Annotated in this window: 11 protein-coding genes; all 11 read right to left on the reverse strand. The window is 33.1% G+C overall.

Features of this window, described 5'->3' with window-relative positions; genetic code table 11:
• Positions 1–80: 80 nt before the first annotated feature.
• The gene (locus DFR80_RS12410) at positions 81–3,146 is read right to left on the reverse strand and encodes an efflux RND transporter permease subunit (RefSeq protein WP_076545361.1); all 3,066 of its coding nucleotides are present in this window, start codon (positions 3,144–3,146) and stop codon (positions 81–83) included.
• Positions 3,146–4,465 carry an efflux RND transporter periplasmic adaptor subunit gene (locus tag DFR80_RS12415; protein WP_158537718.1) on the reverse strand — a complete coding sequence of 440 codons (1,320 nt, stop codon included), beginning with the start codon at positions 4,463–4,465 and terminating at the stop codon, positions 3,146–3,148. Before DFR80_RS12415 ends, DFR80_RS12410 begins: the two co-directional genes overlap by 1 nt.
• Entirely contained in the window at positions 4,452–5,891 is a 1,440-nt protein-coding gene (locus DFR80_RS12420) for a TolC family protein (protein ID WP_114490132.1), read from the reverse strand. Before DFR80_RS12420 ends, DFR80_RS12415 begins: the two co-directional genes overlap by 14 nt.
• Positions 5,878–6,930: a TolC family protein gene (locus tag DFR80_RS12425; RefSeq protein WP_114490133.1), complete on the reverse strand. Its 1,053-nt coding sequence runs from the start codon at positions 6,928–6,930 to the stop codon at positions 5,878–5,880. Before DFR80_RS12425 ends, DFR80_RS12420 begins: the two co-directional genes overlap by 14 nt.
• Positions 6,931–7,002: 72 nt before the next feature.
• Complete coding sequence (locus DFR80_RS12430; protein ID WP_076545365.1) at positions 7,003–8,418, reverse strand: cell wall metabolism sensor histidine kinase WalK; 1,416 nt, start codon at positions 8,416–8,418, stop codon at positions 7,003–7,005.
• 5 nt (positions 8,419–8,423) lie between these two features.
• Positions 8,424–9,095, reverse strand: a complete 672-nt coding sequence (locus DFR80_RS12435; protein ID WP_076545366.1) for a response regulator transcription factor — start codon at positions 9,093–9,095, stop codon at positions 8,424–8,426.
• A gap of 208 nt (positions 9,096–9,303) precedes the next feature.
• Complete coding sequence (locus DFR80_RS12440; protein WP_114490134.1) at positions 9,304–10,089, reverse strand: nitroreductase family protein; 786 nt, start codon at positions 10,087–10,089, stop codon at positions 9,304–9,306.
• Positions 10,090–10,165: 76 nt separating this feature from the next.
• The gene (locus tag DFR80_RS12445) at positions 10,166–11,515 is read right to left on the reverse strand and encodes a phosphomannomutase/phosphoglucomutase (RefSeq protein WP_076545368.1); all 1,350 of its coding nucleotides are present in this window, start codon (positions 11,513–11,515) and stop codon (positions 10,166–10,168) included.
• Between the two features lie 158 nt (positions 11,516–11,673).
• Positions 11,674–12,327: an aspartate/glutamate racemase family protein gene (locus tag DFR80_RS12450; RefSeq protein WP_084566165.1), complete on the reverse strand. Its 654-nt coding sequence runs from the start codon at positions 12,325–12,327 to the stop codon at positions 11,674–11,676.
• Positions 12,328–12,344: 17 nt separating this feature from the next.
• Positions 12,345–13,211: an ADP-ribosylglycohydrolase family protein gene (locus DFR80_RS12455; RefSeq protein ID WP_114490135.1), complete on the reverse strand. Its 867-nt coding sequence runs from the start codon at positions 13,209–13,211 to the stop codon at positions 12,345–12,347.
• A 101-nt stretch (positions 13,212–13,312) separates the two neighbouring features.
• Positions 13,313–14,983: a ribosomal protection-like ABC-F family protein gene (abc-f, locus tag DFR80_RS12460; RefSeq protein WP_114490136.1), complete on the reverse strand. Its 1,671-nt coding sequence runs from the start codon at positions 14,981–14,983 to the stop codon at positions 13,313–13,315.
• Positions 14,984–15,281: the final 298 nt, after the last annotated feature.

Consider the following 15,281-nt stretch of genomic DNA (forward strand, 5'->3'; position numbering starts at 1 on the left):
TTTTTTTACCTCTTTAATTAATATTCAAGATTTATTGGCTAAATCCTTTTTGTTTTATTTGTGAATTTATTATTTAACTTTTACTCTTCTGCCTCTTCTTTATGAACTATTTTTCTTAACCAGTTAACAAATCTCTTTCTGATTTCATCAACAATATCATAAACAACTGGAATAATAATCAGGGTCAAGATGGTAGAAAATAAAAGTCCGCTAATTACAACTATTGCCATAGGCTGCTGGGTTTCGGCACCTGTTCCAATTCCCAGGGCAAGAGGAACCAGCGCCAGAGTTGTAGTCAATGTTGTCATTAAAATTGGACGCAGCCTAATTGGAGCAGCTTCTAAAATAGCTTCTTTTCTGTTCATATATGCTTTGCGATTATTGATATAATCAATCATTACTATTGCATTATTAACCACAATTCCTACCAGCATTATTGCTCCGATTAATCCATTAACACTTAGAGGTGTTCCTGTTATTATAAGTCCCAACACAGCACCAACTATAGATAAGGGTACAGTAAACATAATTACAAATGGATAGATCAATGATTCAAACTGAGAAGCCATTACCATATAAACTAGAATTATAGCAAGTACTGCAGCAGTAAATAATTGAGAAAATGAACTTGCCATATCTTCTGCTTCTCCACCATATGTTATTGTATATCCTGATGGAAGCTGTAATTTTTCTGTCATAACATTTTCTACCTCTGTCTGAACCTCACCTAAAGGCCGTTCAAATATATCAGCACTTACTGAAATATAGCGCTGCTGATTCTCTCTGGCGATAGAAGAATATCCACTACCCTCATCAATTGAGGCAAGTTGTGATAAAGGAACTCCTATTCCGTTTGTACTAAATAGTTTAATATCAGAAAGATTTCGGAGGGAGGTGCTTTCCGAATCTTGAAGTTTAAGTACAATATCAATTTCTTCTCCTGACTCAGTTAGCTGACTTATTGTACTGCCACTGAGAGCCATATTTACATATGATATTATATCACTATCTGTAAAACCATAGTTTTGAGCCTGAGTTTTATTAATTTTTACATGAATCTCTTCATTCCCTTTTTCGAGACTGAGATCAGTATTTCGAATTCCTTCGATTTTTTCTAACAAAGATTCTGCCTTTTCTCCCAAATTTAATAGGGTGTCTAAATCTGGACCTTTAATTTGAGCTTCAACAGCAGTACCTCCACTACCGCCTCTACCGCCCATCATAGATGTCATAGCAGAAACATTTACTGAAGCTCCAGGAATATTTTTTGTCCTGTTCCTAATTTCCTCAGCAACCTGAGAAACATCCCTTTCTCTTTCTGAAAGTGGAAGCAATTCTACAGTTAAATTAACCCTGCCGCTATTTACCCGAGAGGTTAAAATATCAATTTCCGGAATATCCTCTACTCTATTATAAAGATTTTGGGCCAGGTCATTATTTAAATCAATTGTAGAATTACCTGTCATACTTGCAAAAACTCTAATTGTACCCTGATCAGAGGAAGGCATATATTCAGTTTCTAAAGGAATAATGTCAACTGCTATTCCTACTCCAAACAGAACAAAGAAAATAATAAAGACAGAAATTATTTTATATCTGTGCTGCAGAGATTTATTTAATATATTTTGATAAAATCTTATATAACGTTTATTTTTCACACTCTCATCTGATTCATTTTGACTAACCTTTAGTGCTTTAGAAGAAAGCATTGGGATAAAAGTTAGAGCAACAAATAAAGAGGCTAAAAGCGAAAAGGTAACTGTCAGTGCCATAGGCGTAAAAATTTGAGCTAAAAGATCTTCAATAAATATTACTGGTATAAACACTGCCACTGTTGTTAAGGTAGAGGCGCTAATTGCAGTAGCTACTTCCGAGGCACCTTCTTTGGCAGCATCAAGTCTCCCAACGCCAATCGATCGATGCCGATATATATTTTCCAAAACAACAATAGAATTATCAACCAGCATCCCAACTCCAAGTGCTATTCCCCCTAGAGTAATCAGGTTCAAACTTAAATCTGCAAAGTACATCAGGGAAAAAGTAGCCAGTACTGAAATTGGAATAGCTGTTGCAATCACAATAGTACTGCTAAAATTTCTTAAGAAAATAAACAAAATAATTACTGCTAAAATACCACCTATAATAAAATTCTGCAGCACAGAGGAAATAGAATTCTCTATATATTCAGCATTATTACTTGTTATTTGAATATCAACACCTGGTATTTCTTCTCTCATTTCATCTACAGCCTTTTTAACCTCATTGGCTACAGAAACAGTGTTGCTGTCTCCCTGTTTTTGAATAGAAAGCCCTATACTTTCCTGACCATTTAAATAGCTAATACTGCTTACTTCCTGGTAGCCATCTTCAAGATCAGCTAAAAGTGTGAGGGGAACCTCGTCCCCTGCCGCAGTTGGGATCTTAATTTCTCTTAAATCACTAAAATCATCAAATTCTCCCAGAGCCCTAACAGAAAGCTCTTCATTACCAACCATAACAGTTCCCAGACCACCGGATTGATTGCTGGCTCTTACTGCAGCAGCAATTTGATTTAAAGTAATATTATATGCTGCCAGCTGCTCCTGATCAACATTAATTCGGATTTCTCTGCTCCGACCACCGGAAATTTCTGCCGATGCCACTCCTACAATTTTTTCTAATCTGGGCTGAATATTATCTTCTGCTATTTTCTTTAGTTCAACTGCTGACCCTCCTGCTACAGCAAGTTCAATAATTGGTTGCGAATTTGGATCAAAACTCATTATTCTTGGTTCATCTGCTCCATCAGGTAATCTTGCTTCAATCCGGGAAATCAAGTCACGAATATCATTTTTGGCTTCAGTTAGATTTGTTCCAAATTCAAATTCTAACATTACCATTGAACTACCTTCTCTACTGGTTGAATTAAGGTTGCTCAGGCCATCAACTGTAGCAACTGTTGATTCTACAGGTCTGGTCACAAGTTCTTCAACTTCTTCGGGAGTTGCACCACTGTAAGAAGTTCTAATCATTAAAAAGGGCATTTCCATATCTGGAGTTAAATCCATTGGTAATCTGGTAAGTGCAATTCCCCCAATTAAGATTACTGCCAGAATTAACATTGTTATTGTTACTGGTCTATTTACCGAAATATCAGAGATCTTCATTATTCATCCCCCCGATTGACAACATTAATACTGCTGCCATCAGAAAGATTTTCTTTTCCCAGAGTTACAACTTTTTCGCCAGCTTTTAAACCGGAACTAACTGCAACTAAATCTTCATTTTCCAGCTTAATTTGAATGTTTCTTCTTTCTGCTTTACCATTAACAGCAACAAATGTATAGTAGCCATTTACATCTTCTAAAATAGAATTTTGCGGCAGGATTATAGAATCCTCAGCTCTATCAATTGGCATAGAAACCTGAGCCGTCATCCCGGCTTTTATTATATTATCATTGTTGTCTACAATTATTTCTACTGGAAAACTTCTGCGATTAGTTGCAGCTCTCGGAGAAATGTTATTGATCTCTCCACTAAATTCTCTTTCTAAAGCTGTAAAATTAATTTTAACTGCTTCTCCAATAATTAAATTATTAACATTTTTTTCACTAATATAAGCAGTTAACTTAATCCGATCAAGATTACTGACTATAGCCACAGTACCCCCACTCAAAAGCTGCCCTCTTTGAGCATTTATTTCAGTTACAATTCCTTTTATTGGAGCAGCAATTTCTGTATATGACATTCTTAATCTTGCTGATTCCAGCTGAGCTTCAGCCTGAGTAACCTGAGCTTCAAGTTGATCAATTTCTTCTTCTGTTGCTCCAGCTTCTGTTATTTCTAAATTTTTCAAAGCTGATTGATAGCCGCTTTGAGCAGCTATTAACTGATTATTTGCCTGATCTATTTCTTCTTGAGATAAATAACCTTCCTCAAAAAGCTGTTTCTGTCTTTCATAATTTTCTTTTCTTAATTTAAGTTCTGATTCTGCCTGAGTAACCTGAGCTTGGAGTCTGGCTAATTCTTCTTTGCGAGGACCATTTAAAGCCTGCTGAAGATTTGCTTTGGCACTTTTCAGTGAGGCTTCTGCCTGAATAACACTAATTTCACTACTGCGAGAATCCATTTTGATTAATGTTTCTCCTCTTTCTACACTGTCGCCAACACTGACCAACACTTCAGTAACAACTTCCTGAACCCTTGGAGTTAATAAAACTTCTTCGTAAGCTTCAGACTGAGCACTCTCGGTTAAATATAGATAGAAATCATCCTTTTTTACCTCTGCCACTTCCACTGCAATTTCTTCATTCTCTTCCAAACTAGATTGATCTGCTCTACCTGCCCCCATACCAGGGCCTCCACCCGTTTCCTGCGCATTGGCCTTTAAAAGAAATAATTCATACGAACCATTGCCAAATGCTACAGCACTAAATAAAGCAAATAAAATAAATGTAACCAAAATTATCTTTCTATTTCTTTTCATTAAAAACACCCCTATTAAATATATCCAAATAATCATTATATATAAGCATTGTTAATTCAAGTTTTACAATAAAAAGCTGATCTAAAGCCTCCTGATAAGAAATTTTACTCTGCTGATATGAAATTTCCTGCTGTTTAAGTTCTTTTTTTGTTATTAAACCTGAATCATATTGCTCTCCGGCTAATTCAAACTGGTTTTCGGCATTTTCCAGTTTCAAGATAGAACTTTTCTTTTTATTAAGAGAAGCATTTAAAGAACTTAATTGATTTTCCAGAACTAATTTTTTGCTTTCTTTTAAGTTTGCTAAATTTGCCTGAGCTAGCTGTATATTGTCTTTCAAATTCTTTTCGTTAAATTCACGCTGGCTTCCATCAAATAAGTCATAAGAAAAAGTTACTCCAACTGTTGATCTATCTGTAGAATAATTATAACTACCACTTAAATTTATATCTGTTCTTCCTCCACCCCGAAACCATTTCAGTTGTTTTTCCTGTAATCTCAGATTTATCACTGCCGATTTTAAATCATAATCAGTCTTCAGCAAATTTTTATACATATTTTCAAAATTATTATCCTGATAATTTATTAGTTCCGAACTAATTTTATTTAAATATTCTTTATTGTTTAATGCTATTTCTATTTCTTTATCTAAATTAAGAGCCAATTTAAAAGACATTAAAGAGTTTTGATACTGATTAGCTAACTGTTTATAATTAGTTTCGGCATCTATTACAGCAGCTTCAGCACTTTTTAATTCCCTTTGAGAAAGCTGAGAATTTTTATATAATTCCTGGCTTTCCGCATAGGTTTTTTGGGCATTTTTTAACTGTAAATCAGCATTTTCTTTTCTACTCTTCAGCCTCAATATCTGGAGATAATCTCCCAACCAGGCAGTAATTTTACTTTCAATTAGAGAATTGAGGTCATTTTTAGCTTTTAAAAATTCCTGTTCCTGCTGATAATATGATTTTTCAGATTCAGTTGGAGCTCCTTTAAATAAAGGATAGGAAATTAAAACTCCATAGTCACTTTCATTTTCATCATTATATACTGCTTCCTGAGTAATATTTAAACCGGAAGCAAAATTTCTATTTATACTTAAAGTAGAACTGCTACCACTTACTGTTCTTAAGTTATTTGTTGATTGAAGAACTCCAGCTGCATTCAATATTTCACCTTCACTTATTACTTCACTATAATTAGAAGAAACCTTAATCTGCCAGCCCTGCTGGGCCCTGATTGTCTGGAGCTGTCTTTCCAAATTATTTATATTATTCTGCTGCTGCTTTATTTCCAGATTATTATTTAGGCCCTGGCTTATCGCTTCTTTTAAAGATATCTCCTCTGCATCAACAACTGTGGCAGTACAAAAAATTATTAAAATTGCCATAGATATTTTAAAATAAGTTATTTTATTCCTGTACATTAATTGTCACCCCTGGCTCCATATTTAATAGATCTGCAAGATTCTCTTTAGCTAAATAATAATTTAAATAAGCATTTTTTAACTGATATTGACTATCCAGTAAAGTGGACTCATATTGTAGTACTGTTGTCTGAGTAACACTTCCTAACTCAAATTGTCTTTTAATCTGATTGTATTGTGTTTGAGATTTTTTCAAATTATCTTTCATTAAATTAATATTTTTTTCAGCCTGGGTTAAAGTTAAATATGCTTTAATTACACTATTTATTAATTCTTTTTTAGTTTTGGCAAGTGTTATTTCTGCAGCCTTCAAATCCATAGCAGCAGTTCTTTGTTGAGCCTGAGCAGAATCAATCTTGTTTTTATTATACTGTTCTTTAGCAAGCTGATAATCAATTTCTGCTATCTTAATTGAATAACTATTTTTTAAGGCTTTCTCAATTGCCTCTTCTTCACTAATAGTCCAGAGTTTTGGTTCAGCTAATTCATTTATTTTAATCTTCTCGTCTCCAAGGTTCAGGTCTGTTTTAAATTCTACCAAACTTAACTGATAATTATCCTGTAAATTTTCTAAGCTATTATTTGCCTGCTTGTAATTGTTTGACTGATCCAATAAATCTAACTGACTAATCTGTGCCAGTTCAAATCTGGCCTGCATTTCATTATATAATCTTTCTTCAGCTTTAGTTGTTAATCTTTGTGCTTCAATTTCTTTTTGTTTCAACCAGAGTCCTGTATACTGACTTATAATTGATTTGATTACATTTGCTTCACTATCCTGATAATTTTTTTCTGAACTTAAGTAGTTTTTATTTATTTCTAATTTTTGAGTTTCTGTATAATTATATTTATTCTGAAGTTCTAAAGCCTGTTGATTAATTTTTGCTTTTTGATAATTTATTTCTGCAAGCTTTAAATTAAAATTTTCATTTTTAGCAATATCAATTGCTTCTGCCAGAGTTAATGCTTCTGCTGCCTGTAAAGGTAAAGCAAATATAAATATAATTAAAATTATAATACTTACTTTTTTAAAATTCATTTTTTCCTCCCTCTAAATCATAGCTTATTATTCTCTTACCAATTTATAATATATAAATATAATATATAAAAATTAAGAGTTTATTTTTTCATAAAAATTTATATAAAATGCTGCCCCATCATTTTCATTTGCAGCCCATATTTCTCCTCCATGTAGTTCTACTAAAACCTTAGAGATAGCCAGCCCCAGACCATATTCACCATCATCTCCTTTTTTAAATTTGTCAAATATACTATTTAATTCTGAAGCTTCAATTTCTGGACCATCATTCCAAAATTTAATCTGAATTATACTTTTTTCTTTTTTAATAAACCTTTTTGAAGAAACTTTTAATTCTTCAGCTGCATATTTAAACTGATTATCAATAATATTTTCAATAATGACCTCCAATTTTTCTTTATCAGCTTCTAATATAATCTTATTAGAAATCAAAGACCAGTTGACAGCTTTTCGCCTCCAATTTAATTTCTGCAATTTCCTTTCCAGTAAATTATCTAACTTAATTTTTTCAATTTTCAAATTCTGTCTGCTTAAATAATCCATTTTACTGATATCGATCAAAGCTTTAACCCGTTTTTCCATTTTAAAACTTTCCGTTTCCATAGCTTCCAGACTCCCCTGCAGGTTTCCACGGGGATAAATTCCATCCTGCATTGACTGAACATAAGATCTTAAAACCATAATTGGAGTTTTAATCTCATGCGAAATCTGCTGAATAAATTCCTGCTGCTTTTCGTCACTTTCTACAAGCTGCTGTCTCAACCACTCAATTGTACTTGCCAGTTCGCCTATTTCGTCTTCGCGGTCAATCTCTAAAGGTTGATCCCATTCTCGATTTGCAATCTTTTTAACCTGGTTTTTAATTACCTGGAGTGATTTAGTAAGATAACGAGCCACAAAAATTGAAATTAACCAGGCAAGAAATAAAAAGATAACCAGAGAAATTACCAGACGGATAAAAAATTCACTAAAAATACTGTCACTGTAGCGACTTCTAAGATAGGAAACAAGATATTTTTCTTTTCCTGAAGCATCTATCTCCTGAAAAACATAATATATAATTTCATTATTATTTAACCTCAACTCTGCTCGACTTTTTGAATTATCAGCAGTTAAAATCTCCCTTTTTATTTTTTCGGCAATATTTAAATTATCATTATCAGTAATCTGTCCCTCCTGATCAATTATAAAGTGGCGTGGAACTCGAGAAAATTTAATTGGCGGCCCTTCATTAGAACGGTCATTCTTAGAAAAAGAAAGGTCGTCCGGCACTCCACTTTGATTAAGATTATCAAAATGTCCTTCTTCAATAATAAAAGCCTGAGTTTCTTCCAGTCTGTCATATTTTTCCGAAATTATAATAGATCTTAAAATAAATGGCAGGGAAAGAGAATATAAAAGCAGAGCAATTATTAAAACTGCCCCTGTTATTAGCCAGATTTGAAAGGAAAGAGGTTTATTTTTTATTTTACTCAAAATAAATTTCATTACTATTATTCCACCATCCTGTAACCGTGACCATAAACAGTTTCAATTTTAATTGCCGGCATTTTTTTGCGCAGCCTTCTAATCAGATCGTCAACAACTCTATCTGAGCCATAATAGTTATCTCCCCAGATATTTTTAATTATTTGTTCTCGGCTGAGAGCTTTTTGAAGATTATTAAAAAGAAAAATAAATAAATCAAATTCTTTAGTTGTGAGTTCTATATCCTGATTTTTTGTTTTCTCTCTTATTCTTCTTCCACTTATATCAATTAAATAATTATTATATTTATAAATTTTTGCACTTTCTTTTTTGCCATAAACTCTTTTCAAAAGATTTCTAACTCGAATTACCAGTTCTCGTGGAGAAAAAGGTTTGGCTAAATAATCATCGCTCCCTTTTTCCAATCCAATTATCCGATCTAAATCTGCATCACGGGCCGAGATAAATATTACCGGCGTATTCTCATTTTGTTTTTTTATTTCTGAAATTAGTTGAAACCCATCAATATCAGGCAGCATAATATCTAAAATCCAGAGATCAGGTTCATTAATAATTTTTTCTCTGGCTGATTTTCCCTCAAGGAAATTTTCTACCTCCCAACCTTCTTTTTCTAAATAAGAGCCCAAAATGTCATTTAAATTCTGATCATCTTCAACTAAATATATTTTATAACTCATCTTTTCCTCCCAGAAATCTATATTTTATCATTATTCTAATTATAGAACAAAAAAGTAAAATATTTAGCAAATAAATATGTGAAATTATGAAAAACCGCAGAAATTAATCTGCGGTTTAATTCAAACTAATTATTTAATTCGATCTTCTAAGTTAATGAAATCCGAATAATAAAATTTTCTTTGATCTCATTGAATAGATTTTTAAATTCTAATCTTCTTTGATAAAAGATGCCAGACCCAGACCTCCATATTCAACACTACCTTTTACTCCACCATCTAAGGCTCCAATTTCTAAATGGAGCAGAGCTATTCCACATTCCATTCTCTTATAAGCGGAAGGTTCTCCTTTACAATCCACAACCAGTCTTTGATCACCATAATAGAAACGCCAGGGCTGCCTATTCAACCTTGACGGAGCATAACTTCCAAGCTTAATGGCATTTTTAACCCAACCAGGCCAGTCAGGATCATAACCATCAGGACATAAATCTTTATAATTTATCCGATCCCGATGGGGAAAAAGTTTGGAAATAAAATGTCTGGTTAGATTATAATTTTCAGATGAATATCCGATTGGACTCACTGCCACCAGTCTTTCTCCTCTTTTTAAGTTAACTCTTACTCGAGATCTTTCGGGAATAAAACGCGCTCCAATCCAGCAGGTACCAAGCCCAAGTGCTGTAGCCTCTAAAATAGCTGCCTCACCAATATAACCAGCCTTTGACCAACGATGTTCTCCGTTATCATTAATTATAAAGGCCATAAAAGCAGGAGAATCTGTAAAATTACCATATTTGCCGCTTAAAGCAGGTAAAATTTCCTTAATAGATTTTTTAAATATTTCTACTCTTATCTCAGGATAAATTTCATTTAACTGATTAACTGTTTTTTCCAGTGACTTTAAAGTAAAAGGCTTAATAGGTTTTTCAAGATACTTTTGTTGAGAATAACGAGTCTGCACAGCTTCATACCACTTTTTAACAGGAATATCCATAGGACCCGCTCCTTTCTAAAAGAAGTCTCTATTTTTCAGCTTTAATTACTTTCTGTTAGATTAATTTGACTCTAATTTATTCTTCGTCTACTGCCATCAATTCTCTAATTTCTATCATTTTTTCATCCAATAACTCCTGATTTTTAGCCTCCACTACCAGCCGCAGATATGGCTCAGTATTAGAAGGGCGAACATTAAACCACCAGTCATTATATTCAAGTCGATAACCATCGAAATCATAAAATTCTTCCGGCTTTCTCTGGGCAAAAAAGTAATCTTTAAGTTTTTCCATTACCTCTTTTTTGTTTTCAATTTTAAAGTTTACCTCACCTGAAGTTGCATATTTGTCCAGCTCAGCTATATATTCTGAGATTGTCTTCCCTTCTTCTTTAAGTCTGGCCACAACATTAAGAACTACAAGAGCGGTCAGCATTCCAGAATCACAGTAGAAAAAGTCTTTATAATAATAATGACCAGCAAGCTCTCCTCCACAGATACCATCTATTTCTCTCAGCTTAAGCTTAGCATATGCATGACCTACCTTCCACATATGAGGAGTTCCTCCCAGTTCTTCCACTTTTTCTTTAACTGACCAGGAGGTTCGGATATCGTATAAGACATTTTTACCCTTACCTGCCTTAATATAATACTCTGCCAGCAGAGCTACAATTAAGTCTGGAGAAATAAACTTCCCCTTTTCATCTAAAAACATTACCCGATCTCCATCACCATCAAAAATCAATCCCAAATCAGAGTTCTGCTTTAAAAGTAATTTTTTTAAATCTTCTCTATTTTCCGCTTCAAGTGGGTTGGCTTCATGATTGGGAAAGGTCCCGTCCAACTCATTATAGAGATAATGAGGATCCTTGCCAAAAATTTCATCTGTTAAAATAGCAACCATACCGTTGGATACATCAATAGAAAGATCTAAATTTGAAAGATCCGGTAAATAAGATTTTTGAAATTCAATATATTCTTCTTTTAAATCATGTTCCAAAATGTCCCCTTTTTTCTTTTCAGCTACAGGTTTGACTTCTTGATTTTCAATCATTTCTTCCAGTTCTTTCAATCCCGAATCATAACCAACCGGAAGAGCGTTTTCACGAGATATTTTTAGACCATTATATTCAGGTGGATTATGTGAAGCTGTAATCATTACCGAGGCTTTATAACCATGTTTTGCAGTCCCATAATAAACCATTGGAGTAGTAGCATAACCAATCTTATAAACATCTACTCCTCGATCAGTAATTCCTTCGGACAGTGCCTTAAAAACTTCTGGAGTTGACTCTCTATCATCATAGCCAACCAGAACCTTATCTGCCTTCAGCAGTTCGGGCAGAAAATAGCCTATTTTGTAAACATCTTCTTTATCAAAATCCTTATTGTAAACTCCTCTAATATCATAAGCTTTAAATGCTTTCAAACTACCGCCTCCCTATATTTCTTTATTTTTAATTATAACATATTTTTACAGTAAATCTATTATTTTTGAGAATACTTTCTATTATATATATTCTATGTTTATCAAATTTTTCCTTGTTAAAAAGAAAAAAGAACAGCTTTTACACTGTTCTATTTTAATTAAGAAATATTATTTATAGCTTTTTTGATTCCTGATTCAGGACTGGTCAAAAACTTATCTCTCATCTCAACTGGTAAAACACTAACTGCTCTGGCCATGGATGCTTGAGCTAGAACAACTATTTCCACTTCTGCTGCTAATTGCTTTAATTTATCAGCCAGAAGTCTATCATGTTGTTTTTCATTACCTTCCATTAATTTTTGATAGGCAGAATCAGCCAGTACTGTTTTAATTTCAATATCTTTATTTATATCAGCAGCTATTTTTTTAATAAGCTCTGTGCTGGGCTTAAGAGTAGTCTCCAGAGTAGCTGCTACCCCAATTGTTCCAGCAGTGTCAACCGCTTTTTCTGCCATGGCAGAATCGATCCTCATAATAGGAATCTTATATTTTTTATTTTCCTGTTCAAATATTTCGCCAATTGATGAGCAGGCACTCAAAACTAAATCAGCACCCTGTTTAACAGCAGTTTCTATATAATATTTAACTCTGTCCTCTACCTGGGTAATATCTGCATTATTACTAATTAGCTGAGGTAATATTGAATCATCAACTATATTTATAATCTCTATTTCTGACTTTTGCTTTTTAATTAATTTCTTTAATGAATCCACTGTGACAGAAGTAGTATGGATTAAAGCGATTTTGGACACAATTAATCAGCTCCTTTTTAATATTTAGCTAGCAAATTCTTTGTAGCCTCTGATTTTTTAAAACCACTGATTAATTCTTCGGGAAGAGACTCCAAACCATTAGCTGCTGAAATTACTGCTCCAATTACCATAGCTCGAGCGGAAGTATCTCCCCCTGCCATTATATTAAGAGTGAGTGCCTCCAGCAGATCATCAGCATTCCAGAGCACATCAAGCACAATTGGAAATCCCTGCTCAATAGAACATCCCTGACCCCGATCATCAGCATTTTCTACAATATTATCTTTAGAATCTATTTTTTCAAAACTGGCTGTAGTAAATTCATTTAAATCTTTATTAGCTTTTATTGCTTTTTTATAGTCTTTTCCTGCCAGTACTTCCTGCATCACCTTAAAGACAAATTCGGCTGTTTGATCAACAACTTTTCCATTATGTGTTAAATGAATCAGATCCAAAAAATCCTGCTTTGTAATATCTTCTTCTAAAAAGAGGGGGAGACTGCGAGAAATTCCACCCAATTCGACATTCTCTGCTCCAACAAGGGTATCACTGGATTTAAATTTATCTAAAGAATCCTGCATCGAGTGATCCATATACATTTCATTGTTGTCTAAATATTGAATCCAGTCATCTCTAAACTGTTTTAAGTCAAAACCCTGATTATCAGTAATTGATTTTAAAAGAGCAAAGCCCTGTTCTCCATAGTGAGAAAGATCACCTGCTTCTTTACCCTGATGAAATTTAGCCATCGGTGCCCTATATTCATCAATAATTCCACTGTATTCTTCTTTTAATTTGTCTGTACTATAAACCCAGTGAGAACCAAATGAGAGTGCATCAGAAATAAAAACTGACATTACTAAATCTTTTCTTTTGCTTAGCATATATATACCCTCCTGTTATTACAATTTTATTCTATTAATATTATAAGAAAGTGTTTGAAAAAATAAAATTAAATAGACAACATATTTTTAAAGAAAGTTTATTATTCTGCTAAAGTTTCAAGCTCATTAATGATTTTATCTTTTTCCTCAGCAGCTGCTGATTCTAATCGGGCATATAACTCAGCTTTTTTCATCTGAATAATTTCCTGAGTCAGATCCTGACCATTTTTATATTCACCTTTTTTAAATTTTTGATATTGATTATAGTTACCTGGAAAAATCTCTAAATCTCCTTTTTTTAAACTCCAGATTTCTTGAGCAATTTCTTCTATAAAATATATATTATGACTGACAACTACAAAAGCCCCCTGATAATTTTTAAGTGCCTTTTCAATAATTTCTCTTGCTTCAATATCAAGATGATTTAAGGGTTCATCTAGAAGTAGTAAATTAAATTCCCCAAGTAAAAGTACAGCAAAAGCAACTCTTACTCTCTCACCAATGCTGAGATTTTTGATTTCTTTGAAAACATCTTTGCCTTCAAAAAGCATTGAACCCAGAAAAGTCCTTATTATTTCTTCATCTTTATCAGGATTTTTTATTTTTAATTCTTCCAGTATTGAATTATTCTGATTTAAATTTTTTATTTTTTGAGAAAAATAGCCTATTTTAAGCTGTGAACTTCTTAGAATTTCACCTGAATCAAATCTCATTTCTTTTAAAATTATTTTCAGCAGCACAGATTTCCCACTGCCATTTGCTCCCATAAGAGCAATTTTACTATCTTTTTCAATTTTAAAGTTTAAGTTTTGAAATAAGTTTAAGCCAGAAAAAGTCTTAGTTATTTGTTTGGCCTTAACAATTATCTGACTAGAAATTTCCTTGTTGTCAAAGTCAGGATTGATCTGACGGTGTTCATAAGGCTTTTCTTTCTGTTCAAGCTTTTCAAGCTGTGAGTCAAGACTTTTAACCCTTCTGGCAAAGCGACCCTTTCGACTGTCCATCCCTTTTGTAACATGCCAGAAAGAATCAGTTCTTTTCCCTTTACCATCTGTTTTCTGTACAAACTGCTGCTGTTTTTGCTTTCTTTGTTTGAGCCGCTTTTTTTCAGCCTGATATTCCCTATATTCTCTGTACTGACGCTGTAGTTCAATTTCTTTTTGCTTTTTATAAGCACTATAATTACCGCTGTAATTTTTTAAGTCCTGCTGGTTGAGCTCCCAGACTTCTTTTACAGTCTGATCAAGAAAATGTCGGTCATGAGATATTATTATTGCTGCACCATTAAAACTACCGATAAATGAAGCCAACCAGTCCCGAGTTTCTAAATCAAGATGATTTGTCGGCTCATCAAGAACTAATAAGTCAACACTTTGAGCTGCAAGAATTCTAATTAACTGCAGCTTTGTCTGCTCACCACCACTGCAGTCTATAATTTTACGATCCAAAAATTCAACATTAAAACCAAATTTTTTCATTAATTTAAGAAATTCACCATAATTATAAGTCTTTTCAGTTATAAACTCCTCTACAGTCTGGCCCTGAGAATAATTATAATACTGAGGCAAATAGGCAATATTGGCCTTTATATTAACTTCCCCGCTAAAATCTTTGTCTTTTCCTAATAAAATATTAATCATAGTTGTTTTGCCAGTACCATTTCTTCCAATTAAAGCAATTTTATCTCCTGAGTAAATATTAAAATTTATATCAGAAAATAGATTTCGTGCTCCAAACCATTTTTCTAATTTTTTAGTCTCTAATAATAACAAAAAAATCCCTCCTTATATTAAATACCCAAACCGGTCAGGTATATAGAATAAGAAGAGATTTTAAATTCTCTTATTAATTAAATGTTAAATTATGGAAATATACTGCTATAATACTCTAACCAGTTTGTTAAATCAATTTTAAATTACTGAATGGTTAAAGTATTAATACGCATTAATTTAAATATTTCACCTCTAGTTTTTCTTGTTTTTGTCAAGTGAAATTTGACCCTTTTATTAATTGAAAATTGACCCGGGTAAGCAAAAAATAATATTAATTTTATTGACCCAGCCACTCTTC

This window comes from Halanaerobium sp. ST460_2HS_T2 (genome assembly GCF_003337665.1).
GTDB lineage: Bacteria > Bacillota > Halanaerobiia > Halanaerobiales > Halanaerobiaceae > Halanaerobium > Halanaerobium kushneri.

What these genes read in the sequence shown, in the direction of transcription:
- DFR80_RS12455 (WP_114490135.1), bottom strand. Translation starts at nt 13,211, where the DNA reads ATGCTAAGCAAAAGAAAAGATTTAGTAATGTCAGTTTTTATTTCTGAT.
- DFR80_RS12435 (WP_076545366.1), bottom strand. Translation starts at nt 9,095, where the DNA reads ATGAGTTATAAAATATATTTAGTTGAAGATGATCAGAATTTAAATGAC.
- DFR80_RS12440 (WP_114490134.1), bottom strand. Translation starts at nt 10,089, where the DNA reads ATGGATATTCCTGTTAAAAAGTGGTATGAAGCTGTGCAGACTCGTTAT.
- DFR80_RS12415 (WP_158537718.1), bottom strand. Translation starts at nt 4,465, where the DNA reads ATGAAAAGAAATAGAAAGATAATTTTGGTTACATTTATTTTATTTGCT.
- DFR80_RS12425 (WP_114490133.1), bottom strand. Translation starts at nt 6,930, where the DNA reads ATGAATTTTAAAAAAGTAAGTATTATAATTTTAATTATATTTATATTT.
- DFR80_RS12410 (WP_076545361.1), bottom strand. Translation starts at nt 3,146, where the DNA reads ATGAAGATCTCTGATATTTCGGTAAATAGACCAGTAACAATAACAATG.
- DFR80_RS12430 (WP_076545365.1), bottom strand. Translation starts at nt 8,418, where the DNA reads ATGAAATTTATTTTGAGTAAAATAAAAAATAAACCTCTTTCCTTTCAA.
- DFR80_RS12420 (WP_114490132.1), bottom strand. Translation starts at nt 5,891, where the DNA reads ATGTACAGGAATAAAATAACTTATTTTAAAATATCTATGGCAATTTTA.